Here is a 22,507-nt window from a genome sequence, read left to right as displayed (position 1 = left end):
TGTCAATGTAGGTTGACAAGGGAGGGTTGTCAACCCACATTGACGGACGGCGGGTGGGTGCGGTGGTGGGGCGGCCCGGGAGGAATCAGACCGTGAGCACGACCTTCCCGAACAGGTCGCCCGACTCCAGCTTCTCGAAGCCCTCGCGCGCCCGGTCCAGGGGCAGCACCTCGTCGATGACGGGCCGCACCCCGGTGGCGGCGCAGAAGGACAGCAGGTCCTCCAACTCGTCCTTGGTGCCCATGGTCGAGCCGACGACCTTCAGCTCCAGGAAGAAGATGCGCGTCAGCTCGGCGTTCGCGGGCCGGTCGCCGCTGGTGGCGCCGGAGATGACCAGGGTTCCGCCCGGCCGCAGGCACTTGATCGAGTGCGACCAGGTGGCGGCGCCCACGGTCTCGATGACCGCGTCCACCCGCTGCGGGAGCCGCGCGCCGGGCTCGAAAGCCTCCGCCGCGCCCAGCTCCACGGCCCGCCGGCGCTTGGCGGCGTCCCGGCTGGTCGCGAAGACCCGCAGGCCGGCCGCCCGGCCCAGCACGATCGCGGCGGTGGCGACCCCGCCGCCCGCGCCCTGGACGAGTACGGAGTCGCCGGGGCGGACCCCGGCGTTGGTGAAGAGCATCCGGTAGGCCGTCAGCCAGGCCGTGGGCAGGCAGGCGGCCTCCGCGAAGGACAGCTCGGCGGGCTTGCGCAGGACGTTCCAGGCGGGGACGGTCACCTGCTCGGCGAAGGTGCCCTGGTAGTGCTCGGTCAGGATCGTGCGCGGCTCGTCCGGGCCCACTCCGTGGCCGCTCTGGCCGATCACGGAGTGCAGGACGACCTCGTTGCCGTCCTGGTCGGTCCCGGCCGCGTCGCAGCCGAGGATCATCGGGAGCTTGTCCCCGGAGAGCCCCACCCCGCGCAGCGACCACAGGTCGTGGTGGTTGAGGGAGGCGGCGCGGACGTTGACGGTCACCCAGCCCGGGCGTGCCTCGGGAGCCGGGCGTTCGCCCAGTACGAGGCCGCTCAGCGGCTGGTCACGGTCGATTCGGGCGGCGTAGGCAGCGAACATGCCGCGACGCTACCGCTCGGTAGGGTCGGGATTCCAGAGCTGTCGCGGCCGGGTCGTGAGGCCTTCGTCGCACCGACCGGGGCGGGGCCGTACGGAGTCGCCCGCTCCGGGGGGTCGAAAAGGGTGGGGCCCGGCCGGAACGTTCCGGCCGGGCCCCACCCGTACAGCTGTGCACCGCGCCGATCAGCCGAGGCGCGCCACTCCGTCGGCCTTCGCCGCGGCGGCGACCGCGGCCGAGACGGCCTCGGCGACGCGCGCGTCGAACGGGGAGGGAATCACGTAGTCGGCGGCAAGCTCGTCACCCACGACGCCGGCGATGGCGTCGGCGGCGGCGATCTTCATGCCTTCGGTGATCCGGGTCGCGCGGACCTTGAGGGCGCCCGCGAAGATGCCCGGGAAGGCCAGCACGTTGTTGATCTGGTTCGGGAAGTCCGAACGGCCCGTCGCCACGACCGCCGCGTACTTGTGCGCGACGTCCGGGTGGACCTCCGGGTTCGGGTTGGCCATGGCGAAGACGAACGCGTCCTTCGCCATCGAGGCCACCGCCTCCTCCGGCACCGTGCCGCCGGAGACGCCGATGAAGACGTCCGCGCCGGCCAGGGCCTGCTCCAGCGTGCCGGTCCGACCCGTCCTGTTCGTCAGGCCCGCGATCTCGGCCTTGACGTCCGTCAGGTCCGAGCGGTCCGCCGAGACGACGCCCTTGCGGTCGGTGACGCAGACGTCGCCGATGCCCGCGTCCACCAGGATCTTGGCGATGGCGATGCCCGCCGCGCCCGCGCCCGAGATGACGGCCCGCAGGTCGCCGAGGGTGCGGCCGGTGAGCTTGGCGGCGTTGCGCAGGGCGGCCAGCGTCACGATGGCCGTGCCGTGCTGGTCGTCGTGGAAGATCGGGATGTCCAGCGCCTCCTGGAGGCGCCGCTCGATCTCGAAGCAGCGGGGAGCGGAGATGTCCTCCAGGTTCACCCCGCCGAAGGACGGGGCGAGACGGATGACCGTCTCGATGATCTCGTCCGTGTCCTTGGTGGCGAGCGCGATCGGAACCGCGTCCACACCACCGAACTGCTTGAAGAGGATGGCCTTGCCCTCCATCACGGGGAGGGAGGCTTCCGGGCCGATGTCACCGAGTCCGAGCACGGCCGTACCGTCGGTGACGACGGCGACCACGTTGGACTTCCAGGTGTACTCGTTGACGAGGTCCGGCTGCTCGGCGATGGCGGTGCACACCTTCGCCACGCCGGGGGTGTACGCGAGGGACAGGTCGTCCTTGTTGAGGACGGGCACGGTGGCCTGAATGGCCATCTTGCCGCCCCGGTGCAGTGCGAACACCGCGTCGGGGTTGTTGTCCGTCGCACTGTCACTGCGAGGGTTGACGATCTCCGCTGCCACTGTGTGTGACCCCTTAAGTCCTTTGAATCGTTGAGGGTGGCCACTCCTGGTTAAGGGGTGGGCGGGCACCGCGTCCGTACTCCGCGGCGACGGTTGACCGTCTCCGCGGAGGGGAGGTTCGTACGCGCGGGCGCGCCGCACGCGCGCCCTGAGCCCCGGATGAGGGGTGTAAGGATCTGTTCTACCCGAAGAACGCTCGGCCGGACGAGTCGATTCCCGCACGATCGTAGGCCCCTTGTCCCGGTTTTGGCTAAAAGTCCAAACCTCGATGTCCAGCAACCGAGACGCGCCGCAAAAACTGAGGTGAAACTGGCAGGTCACAGGCTTTTGTGCGGTCGCGACGGCCGTTGTCCGCAGTCCTGTTGGGGAGTCGGGGTCGCCCGTTATCTGATTTTGACCTTATGGGCAGCCTGAATGCGTCAGTCCGAATGGCAAGATGCCGTAATCACACAAGGTCGCGACACTCGATGGTGCGTGCCCCGACCGTTCTCGGATGCTTTTCCACCTGCCGGAGGAACCAGCTCATGACCGCAAGCACCACCCGACGTACGACCGCCGCCCGGTCCCGGATCGCCGCGGTCGGCGCGATCGCGGTCACCGGTGCCCTGATCCTCACGGGCTGTGGCGACCAGACCGACTCTGGCTCCTCCACCCCCTCGGCCAAGACCGACAACAGCGCCCCGCTGTTCTCGAAGCTGCCGAAGAAGATCCAGGACGCCGGTGTCGTCAAGGTCGGTTCCGACACCGCCTACGCCCCGATGGAGTTCGTCGACGGCGGCAAGATCGTCGGTGTCGACCCCGACATCGCCGATGCGCTGGGCAAGCAGCTCGGTGTGAAGTTCCAGTTCACCTCCGGCACCTTCGACGGTCTGATCACCTCGCTGGAGACGGGCCGTCAGGACGTCGCCATGTCGTCGATCACCGACAACAAGAAGCGTCAGGAAGGCCTGGACGACAAGGGCGCCAAGATCGGTAAGGGCGTCGACTTCGTCGACTACTTCTCCTCCGGCGTCTCGCTGCTGGTCAAGAAGGGCAACCCGGACAACATCAAGTCGCTCGACGACCTCTGCGGCAAGACGGTCGCCGTCCAGCGCGGCACCACGTACGAGGACACCTTCAAGGCGCAGGCCGAGAAGTGCGGCGACAAGAAGCTCACCATCGAGGCCTTCGACACCGACGCCGAGGCGCAGACCCGCGTCAAGGCCGGTGGCGCCGTGGCCGACCTGAACGACTTCCCGGTCACCGCGTACACCGCGAAGACCTCGGGCGGCGGCAACGACTTCGAGGTCGCCGGCCAGCAGGCCGACGTCGGCCTCTTCGGCATCGCGGTCTCCAAGGAGAACACCCAGCTCCGCGACGCCATCAAGGAAGCGCTCGACGCCATCATCAAGGACGGCTCCTACGCCAAGGTCCTGGAGAAGTGGAACGTGAAGGACAGCGCCGTGCCGTCCGCCACGATCAACGCAGGCAAGTGACTCCCGAGCGAGCGCACCACTGAAGGGCAGTCATTGTGACTGACAAGATCGACAAGGGTCCGGCCGCGACCCCGCCGGCCGGACCCGGCGCCTCGGGCACCACCTACGAGGCCATCAAGGCCATCCCCGTCCGCCACTACGGCCGCTGGATCAGCGCCGTGGTCGTGGCGGTCCTGCTCGCCTGGCTCGTCTACGCCTTCTCCCAGGGCAAGATCATCTGGGCGACGGTCGGCGACAAGCTGTTCGACCCGGCGGTGCTGGCCGGTCTCGGCAACACCATCATCATCAGCATCTCCGCCATGGCGCTGGGCCTCGTGCTCGGCATCCTGTTCGCGGTGATGCGGCTCTCGAACAACCCGGTCACGAGCTTCGTGTCCTGGCTCTACATCTGGTTCTTCCGCGGCACCCCGGTCTACGTACAGCTCCTCGTGTGGTTCAGCCTCCCGCTGATCTTCCAGTACATCAACCTCGGTCCGATCTACAAGAACGAGACCGTCGACGTCATGACGCCGTTCATGGTCGCCCTGCTGGGCCTCGGCCTGAACGAGGGCGCCTACATGGCGGAGATCGTCCGTGCGGGCATCCAGTCCGTCGACGAGGGCCAGAGCGAGGCCTCGCACGCCCTCGGCATGACCCGGACGCAGACCATGCGCCGCGTCGTGCTGCCCCAGGCGATGCGCGTGATCATCCCGCCGACCGGCAACGAGTTCATCAACATGCTGAAGACCTCGTCCCTGGTCTCGGCGGTGCAGTACACCGAACTCCTGCGGGCCAGCTCCAACATCGGCAGCACGGCCGGCGCGGTCATCGAGATGTACTTCGTCGCCTCCATCTGGTACCTCGCCCTGACCAGCGTCTTCAGCGTCGGGCAGTACTACCTGGAGCGGCGCTACGCCCGCGGTTCGCTGCGCAGCCTGCCGCCCACGCCGTTCGAGCGGCTGAAGGCCAACCTGAACATGTTCCGCCGTACGGAGGTGGCGAAGTGACCGCCCAGCCGATGGTCAAGGCAGAAGGCGTCCACAAGTCGTACGGCGCCGCCCACATCCTCCGCGGCATCGACCTGGAGGTCGCGCCCCGGGAGGTCTTCTGCCTGGTCGGTCCGTCCGGCTCCGGCAAGTCGACGTTCCTGCGGTGCATCAACCACCTGGAGCGCGTCAACGCCGGCCGGCTCTCGGTCGACGGGCAGCTGGTGGGGTACAGGCAGAAGGGCGACAAGCTCTACGAACTGAAGGACAGCGAGGTCGCGGCCCAGCGCCGGGACATCGGCATGGTCTTCCAGCGCTTCAACCTCTTCCCGCACATGACGGCCATCGAGAACGTCATGGAAGCCCCGGTCATGGTCAAGGGCGAGTCCAAGGCGGTGGCCCGTGCCCGCGCGGTCAAGCTCCTGGACCGCGTCGGCCTCGGCGACAAGGGCGGGAACTACCCCACCCAGCTCTCCGGCGGCCAGCAGCAGCGCGTGGCGATCGCCCGCGCGCTGGCCATGGAGCCGAAGCTGATGCTCTTCGACGAGCCCACCTCGGCGCTCGACCCGGAGCTCGTCGGTGACGTCCTCGACGTCATGCGGGACCTGGCCGAATCAGGCATGACCATGATCGTGGTGACCCACGAGATGGGCTTCGCCCGCGAGGTCGGCGACAACCTCGTCTTCATGGACGGCGGTGTGGTCGTCGAGTCCGGCAACCCGCGCGACGTCCTGGGCAACCCGCAGCACGACCGCACGAAGGCGTTCCTGTCCAAGGTGCTGTAAGCGGTACCGCGCGCCACGCGCGCACATCACGCCACGTCACAGGGGCGGTACGGGTCTCCCGTACCGCCCCTGCGGCGTGCGCGGGGCAGCGCGGGCGCCGCCCCGGTCGAAGTTCCTCCTGCGGACCTAGGACCGGTGCTGCCGGTGCTGCCGGTGCTGCCGGTGATGCCGACGGGGCCGCCGGGCCCGGGCGGACGTCGGCGTGCGCGGGATCGGGATTCGGCCCCCGCTCGGGGTCCGGGGGAACCGGTGGGGCGGCGGGGCCGTGATACTTCCCGTACCGTGCGCGATCCGGTCCCCGTGCCGATCGAGCCGTTCGCGGCGCGCGGCATGGGCAAACCCCGCACACGTAATACCCTCGAAGACATATCAGCCGTTACCGCAGCCCGCGATCACCCGACACCGCAGCCATAAGGACGACAAGTGGAACTGGCCCATTACTCGGACTATGCCGTGCGCCTGGTCAACACCGAGGAGCCGGCCCGCAACAAGGACTCGCTCCTCTCGGTGGACGACGTCCGCGCCCTCTTCGGGACCGGCGTGCAGATGGCCCGCCGGGTCACCGACACCGACGTCACCCGGTTCCGCAACGTCCGCGGCCGGCTGCGGTCCGTCTTCGAGGCCGCCGACGGCGGGGACCACGTCCTCGCCGTGGACCTCCTCAACTCGCTGCTGATGGAGTTCCCCGTCAGCCCGCAGGTCTCCGGCCACGAGCTCGTCGGCCCCGACGGACGCCCCGACTGGCACATCCACCTCGCCGACCACCCGTCGAACGCCTCCGCCGGCTACGCCGCCATCGCCTCCATGGGCCTGGCCTTCCACCTCACCGAGCACGGCCCCGACCGCCTCGGCCTGTGTCAGGCCCCGCCCTGCCGCAACGCCTACCTCGACACCTCCACCAACCGCTCCCGGCGCTACTGCTCCGACCGCTGCGCCACCCGCGCCAACGTCGCCGCCTACCGCGCCCGCAAGCGACTGGAGGCCGAGGAGTCCGCCCGCAGCACGCGCAGCGCCGACGCCGCCCAGGACAGCCGGGCCCTCAGCGACCGCTGATCCCTCGCGCGGGGCCGCAGCCGCAGCACGGCCGTCGCCAGCACCAGCTCCTCCGGGACGGCCCCGTAGTCGGTGCTGTCCCCGGACTCGTTGAACGGATTGTCGCCGAGCATCCACCAACCGCCCGGGCGGCGCTCGGCCGCACGCTTGACCACCAGCAGGTCCTGTTGCAGCGGATGCCGGAACACGACCACGTCACCCGGCCGGACCTGCGCCCCGTACCGCACCACCAGCCGGTCCCCGTGCGCGAGGGTCGGCACCATCGACGGGCCCGTCACCTCCACCAACTCGAAACGCGCCCGCGAGCGCCTGTTCTCCACCATCCGAGCCCTCCTCTTCCCTGCCCGCATGGTGCCGCACGGCCCCGTACGTTCGCTCACCACTCCTCGTACGACCCTGGACTTTTGTCCTAAGCCCATGGGGCCGACCGCGAATTCCGGTTTGTCAGCGAGTAACCTCCCCTCTTGAGAAGACGATCACGAGGAGGACAAACTCCATGCTTTCCCGCCTCTTCGCCCCCAAGGCGAAGGTCTCCGCCCACTGTGACCTGCCCTGCGGCGTGTACGACCCGGCCCAGGCCCGTATCGAGGCCGAGTCCGTCAAGGCCGTCCAGGAGAAGTACCAGGCCAACGACGACGCCGACTTCCGCGCGCGCGCCATCACCATCAAGGAGCAGCGCGCCGAGCTCGCGAAGCACCACGTCTCGGTGCTGTGGAGCGACTACTTCAAGCCCCCGCACTTCGAGAAGTACCCCCAGCTCCACACCCTGGTCAACGACACCCTGAAGGCCCTCTCGGCCGCCAAGGCGTCGAACGACCCGGCGACCGGCGCCAAGGCGCTGGAGCTCATCGCCGAGATCGACCGCATCTTCTGGGAGACCAAGGCCGCCTGATCCAAGGCGCCCCCGCATCCCCGCGCCGCCCCGGCGGCGCGAACGGCGACGGCCCGACCGCATCACGCGGTCGGGCCGTCGGCGCGTTTCCCCGCAAGGGGCGCGCGGGAGGTGCGCGGGGGAGTGCGTACGAGGTGCGCGGGGGTGCGCGCGCGGTCCCGTCCCCGCGGCCGCCGGGTCGGCGGGTGGTTACTCGTCGTCCTCGTCCTCATCGTCGAGCCGGGCCAGCCACGTGGCCAGTCGTTCCACCGGGACCTCGAAGTCCGGGTTGAGGTCGACGAAGGTGCGCAGCTGCTCGGCGAGCCACTCGAAGGTGACCTCCTCCGCGCCGCGCCGCTTCTCCAGCTCCTCGATGCCGCGATCGGTGAAGTACAAGTCGGGCTCCGTGCCGTGTCGGGATGGGGTGTTTCCCGCCAGGATAATCCGCCTTACGGCGAGACCTCCCGCCGTCCCGCGCCCCGGGGCTAGCCTGGACGTTCTCGGTGGGGTGAGCGGGGAGCGGGGGTCTGCGGATGCCGGATGGGCGCACGGCCGGCTCCGCGCGCGCCTTCGAGCTCCTGGAGCCCCTCGTCCGGGCGGCCACGGTACGCGTCCACGCGCCCCCGGGCGGGTATGACAACCCCGGCAACGACGGGACGGGACCCACCTGGGGCAGCGGGTTCTTCATCGCCCCCGGCTGGGTCCTGACGTGCGCGCACGTGGTCGGCGAAGGGGGTGCTGCGATGCGTCTGGCCGGGCGTGAGGTCGGCCTCACCTTCTTCTCCGGGGCGTCCGCCGGAGCCGCCGGGACCACGGGCACGGTCACCGGCCGGGTGGAACGCGTCCTGCCGGAACGGCTGGAGGAACACCGGCCCGGGCGGCGGGCCCTGTGGGACCTGCCCGACCTGGCCCTGGTCCGGGTGCTCTCGCCCGTCTCGCACGCCTGCGTCTGGCTGACCGACCGGGCCGGCCCCCGGCTCGACGAGGCCGCCTACTTCGGCTGCACCGAGGAACTCGGCATCCGCGAGATCACCGGCCGCACCACCCGGCTGCGCGGCACCGCCGGGAACGGCGCCGCGATCCGCCTCGGCGACGACGACGAGATCGAGGCCGGCATGTCCGGCGGGCCCGTCGTCGACCTCACCCGCGGGGAGGTCGTCGGCGTCGTCAAGGCCCGGCGGTCCGCCGGCGGGGGCGGACTGGCCGTGTCCGTCTCCCAGTTACGCACCCTGCCGATGCCGGCGAACGGGCAGACCGGCCTGTACCGCCGGATCATGCAGGCCCACGACCTGTACCACTACGACCGCCACCTCAGCGATCTCGACAGCCGCCGCACCTGGACCGACGTCCACGACGAACTCCCCGACCCGGACGCCGCGGCGGACCGCCGCGGCGGCCGCGGCCGGCTGACCCCGGGCGAACGCACCACCCTGTGCGGGCTCCTCGCCGAACTCCCGCCGCCCGGCTCCTCGGAGGCCGTCCGGGAACTCGCCGAGCAGGCCCGTGGCGAGGAACCCGACACGGGACTGCCGGCCCCGCTCAGCTGGCGCGACGGACTCGGCCTGCTGCACGACCCGCCCGGCCCGGGCGGCGAGGCCGCGGCGATGCTCCGCTACGCGACGGACGTGAGCGTCGCCGACCACCGCGAGCCGCCCTCCCCGGGCGCCGACGAGGAACTCTGGGACTGGGTACGGGTCACCGCCGAGCGGCTCTGGCGCCCGCTGCGCCGCGAGCTGGGGGAACGCCACGAGCACGGCCTGGCCGCCCGCGAACGCCGCCGCCGGGCCCGCGCCGGCCAAGCCGTCCACGGCCCCGCCCGGAGGCGCGGCGGCCTGCCCGCGGGACCCTCGGTGCTGCTGGAGGTGTGGGCCCACGGCTGGGAGGACGTCTACGACTGGCGGGTCTCGGTGCTGGCCGGCCCGGCGCGACCCGGCCGCGTCACCCCGGTGGCCACCGGCGTACGGACCACCCCCGCCGGACTCCCCGACGCGCTGCGGGCTCCGCTCGCCGAAGGGTTCCGGCGCTGCGACACGCACGAGGCCCCCGCCCTGCTGGAAGTGGCGGTGGACCCCGAGCTGTTCGGACTGCCCGTGGACCAGTGGACGCTGTCGGGCGGCGTCCCCGTCGGCGTGCAACGCCCGGTCGTGCTCCGCCACCCGGCCGGACCGGACGACGGCCCGGACGACGGCGGGGCCGTCGGGGCCGACGCCGCCGAGCGGCGCTGGGCGCGGGTCCAGGCGGGCCCCGTGCTGGACCAGCGGGCCGACTGCGCGCGGGGCCGCCCCCGCAGCCCGTCCCCGGAGTGGCTGCGCGCCCTGGTGGACAACACCGTCCCGGTGCTGTGCCGGGCACCCGGCACCGAACCGACCCTGGGCGCGCTGCACCTCGTACGGGACGCGGGCTACGGGCTGGCGGTGTGCCGTCGGCCCCCCGGCGACCCCGGGGCCTCCTGCGCGCCGTTCCACCGCGGGCTGCGCGAGGAACTGGTCGACGCGGGCCGGGGCGCGGTGCTCCCGCTACGGCTCCAGACCCTGCGGGCCCGGGCCCACGGGGCCGACCCGGACGCGTACTGGGCGGCCGGCGCGGCGCTCGTCTGGGAGGACCCGGCCCGGGCGCTGCCCGCGGACGAGCCCCTGCAGGGCGACCTGTGAGCCGGCCGCGACGGGACGGGGCGCGACGCGGGAGGAGCCGGGGGAAGGGCCGCGCACGTGGCGCGGCGTGCGCGGGGCCCCGGGGGACGGGGGCGCGCACCTGGTGCGGTGTCGGTGGGGCTTCGAGGGAGGGGACGGCCGTGAACGACGAATGGCTCATCTACCGGGGCGTGGGTGAACCCCACGACGGGATCGACGCGTTGCCCGACCCGCCGCCCTGGCGGAACTTCGACGGCGGCCCCGTCGTGGAGCCCTGCGGAGCGGCGGCCGCCCCGGACGGCAACGTGGCCCGCCGGCTCGGCGCCCACCGGCAGTCCGCCGAACTGCACCGGCCCGAACCGGAGGAACTGGAAGCCGTCAACGCGGCCCTCTACCTGCGCCGTCCGCTGCTGGTCACCGGCTATCCCGGAACCGGGAAGTCCACCCTGGCGCACGCCGTCGCGCACGAGCTGAAACTGGGCCGGGTGCTGCGCTGGCCGGTGGTGTCGCGGACCGTGCTCCAGGAGGGCCTCTACCGCTACGACGCCCTCGCCCGGCTCCAGGACGTCCAACTCGCCGCGGGCGCCGGCCGGGCCGCGGGCGTCGGCGGCGGCCCGGGCGACCGGGGCGACGCGGGGGCAGGGGCCGGCGGGGCCGGTTCGGTCGCCGGGAGCGGTTCGGTCGACGGAAGCGCTTCGGTCGTCGGGGCCGGTTCGGTCGACGGGATCGGCAAGTACATCCGGCTCGGCCCGCTGGGAACGGCCCTGCTGCCCACCGAGAAACCCCGCGTGCTGCTCATCGACGAGCTCGACAAGAGCGACATCGACCTGCCGAACGACCTGCTGAACGTCCTGGAGGAAGGCGAGTTCACCCTCCCCGAACTGGAACGCGTCGCCGACACCGAACCCGAGGTGCGGGTGCTCACCGACGACGGGGCCCGGGTGACCGTGACGAACGGCCGCGTGCGCTGCCGGGCCTTCCCGTTCATCATCCTCACCAGCAACGGGGAACGGGACTTCCCCGCCGCGCTGCTGCGCCGCTGCATCCAGCTCAAGCTCGGCCAGCCCGGCGAGAAACGCCTCGCCACCATGGTCAGGGCGCACCTCGGGGAGGAGGCCGCGCAGTTGGGCGCCGAACTGATCCGCGAGTTCCTCAGCCGCTCCCGGACCGAACTCGTCGCCGCCGACCAACTGCTCAACGCCATCTACCTCACCCACTACGCGGCCCCGCCCACCCGGGAGGACCTCGCCGACCTGCTCATCCAGCGCCTCGATCGCCCGAGGTGAGGGCCCGTGTCCGCAGCCGTGCCGCCACCCCCCTTCGACCCCGAGGTCCGCGACCTCGCCGGGCTGCTGCGGGCCGCCGGGCTCGACCCGTCCGCCGAGGAGCTGGCCGACGCTCTGTGGCTGGCCGCGCGGACCCGCCGCCCCGCACGCGCCGGCGCCGACCCCGACCCCGACGCCCCGGCGCCCGGCGAGCACCCCGGAGCAGCGCCGGAGCCGGGAGCGCCGGACGGGGCCGGGGACGGGCCGCCGGAGACCCCGGAGCCGGTCCCGCCGGAACCCGCGGTCGAGGAACCGGTCAGGCTGTACGCCGACGGACCGGGCGCGCCCTCCGACGACGCCCCGGACGCCGAGGTCCCGGTCGGCGACGCCGTGCCCGTACGGGTGCCCGGGGCGGCCGCGCTGCCCCGGATACTCGACATCCAGCGGGCCCTGCGCGCCCTGCAACGCCACCGACCGCCCGGCCCGCCCACCCGTACCGTCCTCGACGAGGGCGCCACCGCGGAGGCCGGCGCCCGCGCCCTCGGCCTGGTCATCCCCGTCTTCCGGCCGGAGAGCCGGCGCGAGGCGACCGTGCGCCTGGTCATGGACGCCTCCCCGTCCATGGCGGTGTGGCAGGAGATGTTCGAGGAACTCCGGGCGGTGTGCGAGCGACTGGGCGCCTTCCGGGACGTTCAGGTGCACCGGCTCCACCGCCTCGCGGACGGCACCCCCGCCGTCGGCCGGGGCCCCGCGCCCGGCGTCGGACTGCGCTCGGGCGAGCAACTGCGCGACCCCACCGGACGGGCCCTGACGATGGTGGTGTCCGACTGCGCCGGGCCGCTGTGGCGCGAGGGCGAGGCGCAGCGACTGCTGTACCGGTGGGCCCAGTGCACCCCCTGCGTGGTCGTCCAGCCGCTGCCGCAACGCCTGTGGAGCCGCAGCTGGCTACCGACCGAGCGAGGGGTGCTGGAGCGGACCGAGGACGGGACGGGCGGCCCGGGCGACGGCCGGCTGCGGTTCCGCCGGGACCGGGCCCCGCGTCCGGGCCGGCCCTCCGGCGGGCTGACCGTACCCGTGCTCCCGCCGAACGCGACCGCCCTCGGCGCCTGGGCCCGGCTCGTCGCCGGCCTCGGGACCGGGCCCGTACCGGCCGAGGTGGGGCGGGTCCTGGCCCGGCATCCGGCCGCGCCCGTCCCGCTGCCCCGGGCCGCCCGGCCGCCGCGCGAACTGGTGGCCCGCTTCCGGGCGTCGGCCGCGCCCGGCGCCGTACGGCTCGCGGTGTACCTGTCGGCGGCGCCCCTGACCCTGCCCGTGATGCGGCTGGTGCAGCGCACGATGCTTCCCGACTCCGAACCCTCGGACCTGGCCGAGGTGCTGCTGAGCGGGCTGCTGAGGCGCACCGGGGACGTACCGGGCCAGTGGTACGAGTTCGTCCCCGGCGTACAGGACGTGCTGCTGGGCCCGCTCGGTCGGGACGAGGCCGCGCTGGTGCTCAAGCACTGCTCCGAGTACGTGCTCGCGCACTTCGGGCGGGACGTGCGCAACTTCCCCGCGCTCGCCGTCTCGCAGCTGACCGGGGTGGCGTCGGCGCCCGCCGACCCCGGCCCGGCGCGGGCGGCCGGCGGGCCGCTCCCGCAGGCCTTCGCGCACGTCTCCGCGAAGGTCGTACGCCGCTACCTGCCGGGCCCGCCCGAGCCGCCCGAGGACGAACCCCCGGCGGGCGGGCGCGCGCCCGTCGCGCCCGCACCGGGCGGCCGGGCCCGGTCGGTACGGGCCGCCCGCTCCCGGCTCGCGGACGCCGACGCCCGCGCCCCCTACGAGGCCGTCGCCCTGCTCCGGCGGGCCGTCGCGCTGCCCCCGGGGCCGCAGGACCCGCCGGAGGAGGCGGAGACCGCGCTGACGGCGGCGCTGCTCGTGCTGTGGGCGGCGCAACGGGACCCCGAGCTGCTGGACGAGGCGCAGCGCGCGGTGACCGGGCTGCACACCCCGACCGCACGGTCCCTGCTGGGGCGGGTGCTGTACGAGCGGGCGCTGGCGGGCGGCGGGGACGCGGAGACGCTGGCCGCCGCCGACCGGGAGTTCGCGGCGGCGGGCGCCGGCACGACGGATCCCGTGCTGCGCCGGGACTGCGCGATCCGCCGCTCCCGCACCCTGATCCACCTGGCCGGCCTCAGCGACGACCCGGCCCCCCTGCGGGAGGCGCGCGCGGTACTGGAGGCGCTGACGTCGCCCGGGGGCGGGGCCGGCGGGGCCGGCGTCGACCGCGGTGCCGGTCGGGACGACCGGGCGGGCGGGGCGGGCGGGGCGGGCGGGGCCGGCGGTGGCCCGGTGGGGGAGCGGAGCGGAACGGGCAACGGCCGCGGCCCGGGCGGGGCCGCCCGCGCGGGCGGCTCGGCCGAGGGCGGGGCGATCAGCGGTCCCGGCGAGGGCGCAACCGCTCCCCGGGGCAGCGAATCCGACGATCCGGCCGGGGCCGGCACCGGCACCGATGCGCGGGGCGACAGGACCGACGGGCGTGAGGGACCGGCGGAGGGCCGCGGGGCGGGTGAGGCCGAAGAGGCCGGCCCGACCGGGGGCGGCGGCGCCGTCCGTGAGTCCGAAGAGGCCGGCCCGACCGGGGGCGACGGCGCCGTCGCTGCGGAGGCCGGAGAGGGCGGGGGGTACGGTGCTGACGGCGCGTCGGGCGGGCCCGCCGGTTCCGGCGACGGCGGGGTCGGGGACGCCGGGGTAGGCGACGGCGGGGTAGGCGACCCGGATCCCGGGTTGCGGCTGGCGTTGGGGCGGGTGTTGTTGGCCCTGTTGCCGCGCACCCCGGAACCCGCCGCCCGTAGCGCGCTCGCCGAGGAGGCGACGGAGGTCCTGACCGCCGTCCTGGCGGCGCTCCCCGGGGCCGCCGATCCGGACCCCGCCGACCCGGCCGGTACGGGGGTTCCCGACGCTGTCGCCCCGCCGGCCCGGGTGCGGGTGGAACTGGCCACCGCATTGCGGTACCTGCCCGGACGGCTGGAGGAGGCCGCCCGTCACCTGGTGCGGGCCCTGGACGAGGCCGTCGGGGACACCGAACTGCGCCTGGCCGGCCTGCTGTGCCTCGCCCGGGTGCACCGGGCCCGGTACGCGCGGGACGCGGATCCGGCGGCGCTGGAGGAGGCGGCCGACGCGTACGGACGGGCCCGGCGGCTGAGCCCCCGGGACGGCGAGGCCTTCGCGGAGCTGCTGCCCGAATGGGGCGACGTACTCCTGGAACGGGCGCGGGCGGCGGACGGGCGGCGGTTCGTCTCCGCCGCCGTACGGGTGCTCCGCGAGAGCCGCGCCGCGGTGCCGCAGTCCGACCCGGGAGCCGCGTACCGGCTGCTGCGGCTGGCCGCCGGGCTGCGCCTGCGGCACGCCCACGAGGGGGACCTCGTCGACCTCCGGGAGGCGGAGCACCTCCTGGAACTCGCCGCCCGGCAGGGTCACGGGCCGCTGGAGCGGGCCCGCGCCTGGCGCGAACACGGGGACGTCCAGCAGGAGATCCACGCCCACACCCGTACCGTCGACCGGCTCGACCGGGCCGCCGACTCCTACCGCAGGGCCTGGCGTGCCGCGCTGGAGGCCGACCGGGAGGACCGTACGGGGACGGCGCTACGACTCGCCGCCCGGGCCCAGGAGCTCCGGGGCGAGGTACTGGAACGGCTGGCCCGCCCCCGAGCCGCCCTCGACGCCTACCGCGCGGCGCTGGAACTCTGGCAACGCGTCGACGCCCGACACCCCGGCGCCGCGCCCTCCGACACCCCGCCCGCACCCGGGTCGGACGCCACCGATCACGGCGACGCGCCGGCTCCCGGTCAGGACGCCGGGCACGGCACCGTACCCGACAGCGGGCGGGAGGCCGGCTTCGGGCGGGAGAGCGCGCGGGGTGCGGGTCGGGACGCCGGGCACGGCGCCGTACCCGACTTCGGCCCGGGTACGGGACCGGGCACGGGGCCGGCCGCGGATCAGGACGCCCGGCACGGCGCCGCGCCGGGTCCCGGGGACGGCGTTCCGGGCGCCACCGTCGGACCGGGCGGCGGGCGGAACTCCGGGCAGGACCTCGTACCCGCCCCCGACCGGGGCGGCGCGGACGATCCCGCCCACGACTCCGGGCCGGGTCGGGTCCGCAACCCGGCGCCGGACGCCGGCCCGGGGCGGCGTCGGGACACCGCGTACGACTCCGGCTCGGGCGGCGGCCCGGGCGGGCTGCCCGGCTCCGCCCGTACGGGCGGGCCCGCCCACGACTCCGGGCCCGGCGTCGCACCGGACTCCGGACACGGGGCCGTGCCCGACGCGGTGCCGGGGGCCGGAGCGGGCGCCCGCGGCCGGGACGGCCGGGACGGCCCCCGCAGCGATGGGCTCACGACCCGGCATGACCCCGGGCGCGACGGCCCGCACGCCCACCCGCACGAGGGGTCGGGCGAGGGGTCCGGAGACGGTTCCGGAGGTGGGCGGGAAGCGGACCGGCCCGGTGATCGGCGGCGGGCCCTGCGGGCGCGGATACGGCGCCTGGAGGAGGGACTGTGAGCCGTTTCCGCCCGCAGGGCGACGGGAAGAGGCAGTGGACCGACCGACAACAGGGGGACCAGCAACCCATGGTGACCGGACGTCAGAACGTGCCGGCAGTGCCCAGGCCGTGCCCCGGCCAGCTGCTGCCGGACCTCTCGGGACTCGATCTGGCCGCCCTGCGCGGGATCGACCATCCGGTGCTCGCCGAGGTGATCGAGGGCATGGTCGAACGGGTCACGCACCCGGCCGAGATCCTGAACGCCTTCGACTCCGGCGTAGCCTGAAGTACCTCCGGTCCCAGGGGGAGTTGACCACTTTCCGCCGTTAGCCGGGCCGGTCCGTAGGGCAGGGATGCACCGTCCGCAGCGGGAGGTATCAGGCGATGAGCCATGCGATCACGAGCGATCTCGTGCTGCCCGCCCCGCGCACCGCGTCCCGCCACGCGCGCCACGCCCCCTGGCCCCACACCCGCCTCGACGTGCCGGCCCTGCGCGCCGCCGGCCACCGCCCGCAGCCGATCAGGCAGTTCGTCCTCAAGACGCAGGGCCGGTGCAACCTGGCCTGCACCTACTGCTACGTCTACGAGATGGCCGACCAGGGCTGGCGCACCCGCCCCGCCGTCATGACCCCCGCCACCGCGCTGCGCGCCGCCGAACGGATCGCCGAGCACGCCGCCGCCCACGACCTGCCCCGCGTCGACCTCGTCCTGCACGGCGGCGAGCCCCTCCTCGGCCCGCCCGCCGCCCTCGCCGGCCCCGTCGAAGCGGTCCGGGCGGCGCTGGCCCGCCGCTCGCCCCGCACCCGGGTCACCGCGGCCGTCCAGACCAACGGCACCCTGCTCACCCGCGGCCGGCTCGCCGCGCTGTCCGCCGCCGGGATCCGGGTCGGCGTCAGCCTCGACGGCGGACTGCCCGCGCACAACGCCCGCCGCGTCGACCACGCCGGGCGGCCCGGCTTCGGGGCGGCCGCCCGCGGCCTGCGCCTCCTCGCCCGGCACCCCGAGAGCTACGCAGGCGTGCTGTGCGTGGTGGACGTGACCCAGGACCCGGTGGAGACGTACGAGTCCCTGCTGGCCTTCCAGCCGCCCGTCATCGGACTGCTGCTCCCCCTGGCCAACTGGAGCAATCCGCCGCCCGGTTGGACGCGGCACGCCGGCCCGTACGGGGACTGGCTGGTGGCCGTCTTCGAACGCTGGTGGCACGACGGCGTGCGGCGCACCCGGATCAGGATCTTCGAGGAGGTCATCGCCCTGCTGCTGGGCCTGCCCGCCGCGACCGAGACGCTGGGCCTGGCCCCGGTGACGACCGCCGTCGTCGAGACCGACGGCAGCATCGAGCAGGCCGATTCCCTCAAGTCCGCCTACGAAGGGGCCGCCGCGACCGGGATGACCCTCGACAGCCACAGCTTCGACGAACTGCTCGACCACCCCGGGTTCGCCGCACGCCAGCTCGGCCGGGAAGCCCTCGCTCCGGGTTGCCGGGCCTGCGAACTCGTCGAGGTGTGCGGGGGCGGGCACTACCCGCACCGCTACCGCGAGCGGGAGGGCTTCCGTCAGCCGTCCGTGTACTGCGCCGACCTCCAGACCGTCATCCGCCACGTCGCCCGCGCCCTGCACACGGCCGCCACCACCGGACGGGCCGCCTCATGAACCACCGCACCGAAGCCGACCCGCGCGCCGAGGGCCCGCGCACCGAAGCCGACCCGCGCGCCGAGGGCCCGCGCGCCGAGGGCCACCCCGCCGCAGCCGACCACCCGGCCGAAGCCGGTCACCCCGCCGATCCCGCCCCGGCCGGCCGGCCCGCGCGGACGCCCCGCGCAGCGGCCGTACCGGCCCAGTACTCCGACCGCACCGACCCCGCCCGCCGCACGGATCCCACCGACCCCGCCCGCCGCGCGAGCCGTACCGACCCCGCCGCCCCCGCCCCCGCGCGGCCCCCCGCCCCGACCGACCTGGCCCGCTTCGCCGTCAGCTCCCACACCCTGCGCGCCCTCGCCTCCACCGAACCCTCCGCCGAGGGGACCCGCCTGGTGCGCGACGTACGCCGCTCCAAGCGGCTGGTCCTGCTGCGCGCCGTCCTCGACGCCGCCCCCGACGCGGAGGCCGCCGAGCGCTGGGCGCTGCTGGAGGAGGCCGAACGGCAGGACCCGGACGCCGTCCGCGACGTCCTGCACTACCCCGCCACCGGGGTCTGGGCGGAGGAGACCCTGCGCCGGCTGCACGCGCCGCAAGGTCCGGCCCCCGACCTCGGCCACCTCGGCGCCCTCGCCGTCGCCGCCGCCCTGCGCGCCGGGATCAGCTTCAAGGTCACCCTCCGACCGGCCCACGGCCGTCTCGTCCTGCCGACCCTCGGACTGTTGCGGCCCGACCGCCCCGGCCCCCTCGCCCTGACCGAACGCTCCTGGGACGGCGCCGACACCCTCCCCCTGCACGCCCTCCCCGGCGGCGGCACCGCCCTCGACGACCTCGACCCGTACCGGGCCCCGGCCCCCGCCGACGGCCGCCCCGGCGGGGTGCGTCCGGCCCGCCGGCTCACCCCCAAGGGGCACAAGCGCTGGGACACCCAGTGGTCCGGCGCCCTCACGCTGCTGGAGCGCTACGACTCCACCCGCGCCGAGGAGACCGCCCTGCTGCTGCGCTCCGTCGTCCCGCTGGCCGGCGGATCCCGCTCCAGCGGCGCCACGCTCCCCGCCGCCGCCGGCTCGATCCTGGCCCGCGCGCAGGCCCCGCCCGCCCTCGCCGCGACCCTGGTCCACGAGGTCCAGCACGGGAAGCTGGCCGCCCTGGCCGACGTCCTGACCCTGCACACCGCCGACCGCACGCCCCGCCACTGGGCGCCCTGGCGCAGTGACCCCCGGCCGCTGGAGGGGTTGTTGCACGGCGCGTACGCCCATCTGGCCCTGGCCGGGTACTGGCAGCGCGCCGCCCTGTACGGGGCGCGCGGCGCCTGGGCCCAGCACGCCCGGGTCCGCGCCCAGGTGGCCGCCGTCCTGCCGGCTCTCCGGGCGCATCCCCAACTGACCCTCACCGGAAGCGAGTTCGTCGAGGGGATGACCATTGCCGAGCGGGCCATGGACGAACTCCCGCCCCCCGGGGACCAGCACGCCACCGCCCGACGGGCCCTGGAACGCGAACGCGGCAGCTGGTGCGAGGCCCATCCCGAACTCGCCGCGTTCGCGGGAGGATGACGGGAGGACGAGAGGCGTCGCAGCGGCCTGACGCCCCGTCCGCTGCGGTACCTTTTCAGTCCCGCACCGCCCCGCACCGTCCCGCACCATCCCGTACCGCCTCCGCCCCACCCCGCCCCGCCTTCGCCCCACCCCGCCCCGCCTTCGCCCCACCCCGTACCCGCCCCACCCCGTCCACCGCCCGGATCCCAGGGAGACGGCCGCATGACCGGTACCGGTACGCGTCACGACCGCGACGGAGCCACCCCACCCCAGCGCTTCGTCATCAGCTTCGCGGGCTTCAACCGGCCCTGGGCCGTGTGGATCGCCCACCGCCTGGAGGAGCACGGCCACCGCGTCGCCCTCCAGCGCTGGGACCCGCAGAGCAGCCCCGGCCTCACCGAAGCCCTCGACGACCTCGCCCGGGCCGGCGGCAAGGTCGTCGTCGTCCTCAGCGAGCGCTACTTCTCCGCCGGCGCCCACACCGACGAGGAGTGGAACGCCGCCCTGCGCACCGTCACCGCCGCCCACCCCGACCGGTTCGCCGCCGTCAGCCTCACCGACTCCCCGCTGCCCAGCGCCGTCGCCGCGCTGGAGAAGACCGACCTGTGGGGCCTGGACTCCTACGAGGCCGAGTACCGCGTGCTGCGCCGGCTGGACCTCCCCACCGACCGGATCGGCACCGAGAGCGGCCGCCGCGGCCCCCGCTTCCCCAACGACCCGCCCGAGGTCTGGGGCCGGGTACCGCGCCGCAACCCGCGCTTCACCGGCCGCAACGACGTCATCGGCCGGCTCCGGGCCGCCCTCACCGAAGCCCCGCCCGGCGCGTCCACCGTGACGCTGCTGGGCCTGTCCGGCGTCGGCAAGACGCAGGTCGCCACCGAGTACGCCTACCGCTTCGCCTCCGAGTACGACGTCGTCTGGTGGGTGCCCGCCGAGGACCGGCCCACCCTGCGCGAACGCCTGGCCGACCTGGCGCCCGCCCTGGACCTGCCGCGCGGGGCGGGCAGCTACGGCGAGCAGATCCGGGCCGTACTGGAGGCGCTGCGGCGCGGCACCCCGTACCACCGCTGGCTGATGGTCTTCGACGGCTGCGACCACCCCGACGACCTCACCGACCTGCTGCCCTCCGGCGCCGGCGACGTGATCATCACCTCCCGGAACCGCGAGTGGGCCGCCCGCCACACCAGCCTCGTCGAGGTCCCCCTCTACGCCCGGCCCGAGTCCCTCACCTTCATCCGCCGCCGGGCCGCCCGCCTCACCGGCGACGAGGCCGACCAGCTCGCCGACGCGCTGGAGGACTACCCCCTCGCCCTCGACCAGACCGCGGGCTGGCTCGCCGACTCGCCCATCGGCGTCGGCGAGTACCTCACCCTGCTCCAGCACCGGCTGGACTCGCACGAGGCCGTCACCCTCTCCGACGACTACCCGCTGCCCTTCCCGACCGCGCTGGCCATACTCCTCAACAACGTGCGGGAGAACTTCCCCGACGCCCTCGCCCTGCTCCGGCTGTTCGTGTTCTTCGCACCCGGCCGGGTCCCGCTGCGGCTGCTGCGCGAGTTCCCCGCCGACGACGTCCCCGAGCACCTCGCCGGCATCGTCAACGACCGGATCCGCTGGAACGCGGCCCTCAACAAGCTCGTCCAGTTCTCCGTCGTCCGCCTGGAGTACTCCGACCTCTCCGTGGAGGAGGGCGGCGGCCTGGAGACCGTCCAACTCCACCGCATGGTCCACAACATCGTCCGCGAGAACCTCGCCGAGGACGAGGCCGAGCAGCTGTCCCGCTCCGTCCGCCAGGTCCTCGCCGCCGCCGACCCCGGCCGGCCCACCGACTCGCGGCTCTGGCCCCGCTACGCCGAACTCATCCCGCACCTCGAACCCGCCGGCGTCCTGACCAGCTCCAACCCGCGCATCCAGAACTTCCTGCTGCACTGCCTGCGCTACCTGACCCTCGCGGGGGAGTACCGCACCTGCCTGCGCCTGGCCGAAACCACCGACCGCATCTGGCGGTCGACGCTCGGCGACGACCACGACCAGGTCCGCGAACTCAGCTACCACTACGGCGGCGCCCTGCGCATGCTCGGCCACTTCCGCCGCGCCGAAACCCTCGCCCGCACCGTCGCCGACCGGCTCGTCGCCGAACGCGGCGACCGCGACCTCGAAACCCTCCGCGCCACCAGCACCTACGCCGGGGTCCTCCTCGGCACCGCCAAGTTCGACGAGGCCCGCCACCTGCTGGAGCACGCCTTCGCGACCTACCGCGAACTCCTCGGCGAGGACGACTCCACCACCCTCAACGCCCAGAACAACGTCGCCGTCGCCCTGCGCCTCCTCGGCCGCTACCAGGAGGCCTACGACATCGACCTGGACACCCTGCGCCGCCGCGAACGCGTCCTGCGCGTACGGCACATCGCCACCCTCTCCTCCGGCGTCGGCTGCGCCATGGGCTTGCGCCTGATGGGCCGCTACCGCGAAGCCCTGGCCCGCCAGGAACAGGGCCTCAAACTCCACATCCAGGTCCTCGGCGCCAACCACCCGCAGACCCTGCGCGCCGAACACAACCTCGGCCAGTGCCTGCGCCGCTCCGGCGACATCCCCGGCGCCGGAACCCGCCTGCGCAGCGTCCTGGAACGCTCCACCCGCGTCTTCGGCGCCGAGTTCCCCTGGACCCTGATGGTCGCCTCCGACTACGCGACCTACCTGCGCGAGTACGGGGACATCGAGGAGGCCCGGCGGATCTCCGAGGACGTCGTACGCGGCTACCAGTCACAACTCGGCCTCGCCCACCCGTACAGCATCGGCACCGTCGGCAACCTCGGGCTGGTCCTGCGAGCCCAGGGCGAACGCGCCGAAGCCCTCAGCCTCGCCGAACAGGCCCTCGTCGGCATGCGCGGCGCCCTCGGCGACCGGCACCCCTGGACCCTGGGCTGCGCCCTCAACGCCACCGGGCACCGCAACATCACCGGCCGGCTCGACGACGCCCTCGACCTCAGCCGCGAAACCCTGCGCGGCGCCGAACACGTCCTCGGCCCCGACCACCCGATGACGCTCAGCGCCCAGATCGCGCTCGCCGCCGACCTGCGCGCCGTACGGGAGGACACCGAGGCGTCCAAGCACGAGGACGCCGGCATCAAGGCCCTCACCCGCACCCTCGGCCCGCAGCACGTCCACACCGTGTCCGCCCGCCAACAGAGCCGCCCCTACTGGGACTTCGAACCCCAGCCGTAACCGGCCCACGGCCGGGAACGCCGGAAGGCCCGGCCCCCGAGGGGAGCCCGCGCCCGGACCGGCGGTCGCGGCGGACGACACGCTCCGGCTCTACTTCCTGTGCGCGCACCCGTCGTTG

At 74.3% G+C, this 22,507-nt stretch carries 16 protein-coding genes; 12 read left to right on the top strand and 4 right to left on the bottom strand.

The genetic code is table 11. The features are described from left to right. Positions 1 to 85 precede the first annotated feature (85 nt). Positions 86 to 1,048 carry a zinc-binding dehydrogenase gene (locus tag AB0D46_RS25505; RefSeq protein WP_362880665.1) on the bottom strand — a complete coding sequence of 321 codons (963 nt, stop codon included), beginning with the start codon at positions 1,046 to 1,048 and terminating at the stop codon, positions 86 to 88. Between the two features lie 183 nt (positions 1,049 to 1,231). Next, positions 1,232 to 2,434 (bottom strand): NADP-dependent malic enzyme, encoded by a 1,203-nt coding sequence (locus AB0D46_RS25500; protein WP_362880664.1) that lies wholly within the window; start codon positions 2,432 to 2,434, stop codon positions 1,232 to 1,234. A gap of 524 nt (positions 2,435 to 2,958) precedes the next feature. On the opposite strand from AB0D46_RS25500, the gene AB0D46_RS25495 reads away from it, so the two are divergent. The 4 genes from AB0D46_RS25495 to AB0D46_RS25480 all read left to right on the top strand — a co-directional run bounded on the left by AB0D46_RS25495 (position 2,959) and on the right by AB0D46_RS25480 (position 6,712). Then, on the top strand, positions 2,959 to 3,909 hold the full coding sequence (locus tag AB0D46_RS25495; RefSeq protein ID WP_356875721.1) for an ABC transporter substrate-binding protein: 951 nt from the start codon (positions 2,959 to 2,961) through the stop codon (positions 3,907 to 3,909). A 47-nt stretch (positions 3,910 to 3,956) separates the two neighbouring features. Continuing rightward, positions 3,957 to 4,895, top strand: coding sequence for an amino acid ABC transporter permease (locus AB0D46_RS25490; protein ID WP_362880736.1), 939 nt, complete (start codon positions 3,957 to 3,959; stop codon positions 4,893 to 4,895). Between the two features lie 11 nt (positions 4,896 to 4,906). Beyond that, positions 4,907 to 5,659 carry an amino acid ABC transporter ATP-binding protein gene (locus AB0D46_RS25485; RefSeq protein WP_362880734.1) on the top strand — a complete coding sequence of 251 codons (753 nt, stop codon included), beginning with the start codon at positions 4,907 to 4,909 and terminating at the stop codon, positions 5,657 to 5,659. 423 nt (positions 5,660 to 6,082) lie between these two features. After that, positions 6,083 to 6,712: a CGNR zinc finger domain-containing protein gene (locus tag AB0D46_RS25480; RefSeq protein WP_362880663.1), complete on the top strand. Its 630-nt coding sequence runs from the start codon at positions 6,083 to 6,085 to the stop codon at positions 6,710 to 6,712. Here the strand turns inward: AB0D46_RS25480 and sodX are convergent. Then, entirely contained in the window at positions 6,616 to 7,035 is a 420-nt protein-coding gene (gene sodX, locus AB0D46_RS25475) for a nickel-type superoxide dismutase maturation protease (protein ID WP_362880662.1), read from the bottom strand. The two genes, AB0D46_RS25480 and sodX, sit on opposite strands and share 97 nt — an antisense overlap. Before the next feature lie 173 nt (positions 7,036 to 7,208). On the opposite strand from sodX, the gene sodN reads away from it, so the two are divergent. Beyond that, positions 7,209 to 7,604 (top strand): superoxide dismutase, Ni, encoded by a 396-nt coding sequence (sodN, locus tag AB0D46_RS25470; RefSeq protein WP_030709803.1) that lies wholly within the window; start codon positions 7,209 to 7,211, stop codon positions 7,602 to 7,604. A 189-nt stretch (positions 7,605 to 7,793) separates the two neighbouring features. Here sodN and AB0D46_RS25465 read toward each other — a convergent pair whose 3' ends face one another. Further along, positions 7,794 to 7,979, bottom strand: coding sequence for a DUF6104 family protein (locus AB0D46_RS25465; protein ID WP_356415216.1), 186 nt, complete (start codon positions 7,977 to 7,979; stop codon positions 7,794 to 7,796). A 137-nt stretch (positions 7,980 to 8,116) separates the two neighbouring features. Between AB0D46_RS25465 and AB0D46_RS25460 the strand changes: the two genes are divergently transcribed. The 7 genes from AB0D46_RS25460 to fxsT all read left to right on the top strand — a co-directional run bounded on the left by AB0D46_RS25460 (position 8,117) and on the right by fxsT (position 22,389). Continuing rightward, entirely contained in the window at positions 8,117 to 10,234 is a 2,118-nt protein-coding gene (locus AB0D46_RS25460) for a trypsin-like peptidase domain-containing protein (RefSeq protein ID WP_362880661.1), read from the top strand. Positions 10,235 to 10,374: 140 nt separating this feature from the next. Next, positions 10,375 to 11,499, top strand: a complete 1,125-nt coding sequence (locus AB0D46_RS25455) for a MoxR family ATPase (protein ID WP_362880660.1) — start codon at positions 10,375 to 10,377, stop codon at positions 11,497 to 11,499. Between the two features lie 6 nt (positions 11,500 to 11,505). Next, positions 11,506 to 16,014 (top strand): SAV_2336 N-terminal domain-related protein, encoded by a 4,509-nt coding sequence (locus AB0D46_RS25450; RefSeq protein ID WP_362880659.1) that lies wholly within the window; start codon positions 11,506 to 11,508, stop codon positions 16,012 to 16,014. Continuing rightward, on the top strand, positions 16,011 to 16,280 hold the full coding sequence (fxsA, locus tag AB0D46_RS25445) for an FxSxx-COOH cyclophane-containing RiPP peptide (protein ID WP_362880658.1): 270 nt from the start codon (positions 16,011 to 16,013) through the stop codon (positions 16,278 to 16,280). The genes AB0D46_RS25450 and fxsA overlap by 4 nt, the downstream gene beginning before the upstream one ends. A gap of 98 nt (positions 16,281 to 16,378) precedes the next feature. Further along, positions 16,379 to 17,644, top strand: coding sequence for an FxsB family cyclophane-forming radical SAM/SPASM peptide maturase (locus tag AB0D46_RS25440; RefSeq protein ID WP_362880657.1), 1,266 nt, complete (start codon positions 16,379 to 16,381; stop codon positions 17,642 to 17,644). Beyond that, complete coding sequence (locus AB0D46_RS25435; RefSeq protein ID WP_362880656.1) at positions 17,641 to 19,182, top strand: HEXXH motif-containing putative peptide modification protein; 1,542 nt, start codon at positions 17,641 to 17,643, stop codon at positions 19,180 to 19,182. The genes AB0D46_RS25440 and AB0D46_RS25435 overlap by 4 nt, the downstream gene beginning before the upstream one ends. A gap of 204 nt (positions 19,183 to 19,386) precedes the next feature. Continuing rightward, on the top strand, positions 19,387 to 22,389 hold the full coding sequence (gene fxsT, locus AB0D46_RS25430) for an FxSxx-COOH system tetratricopeptide repeat protein (RefSeq protein WP_362880655.1): 3,003 nt from the start codon (positions 19,387 to 19,389) through the stop codon (positions 22,387 to 22,389). The last annotated feature ends 118 nt before the right edge of the window (positions 22,390 to 22,507 follow it).

Source organism: Streptomyces sp. NPDC048383 (assembly GCF_040651775.1).
GTDB lineage: Bacteria > Actinomycetota > Actinomycetes > Streptomycetales > Streptomycetaceae > Streptomyces.
The sequence above is the reverse complement of the archived record's forward strand: the minus strand, read 5'-3'. Positions and strand labels throughout refer to the sequence as shown.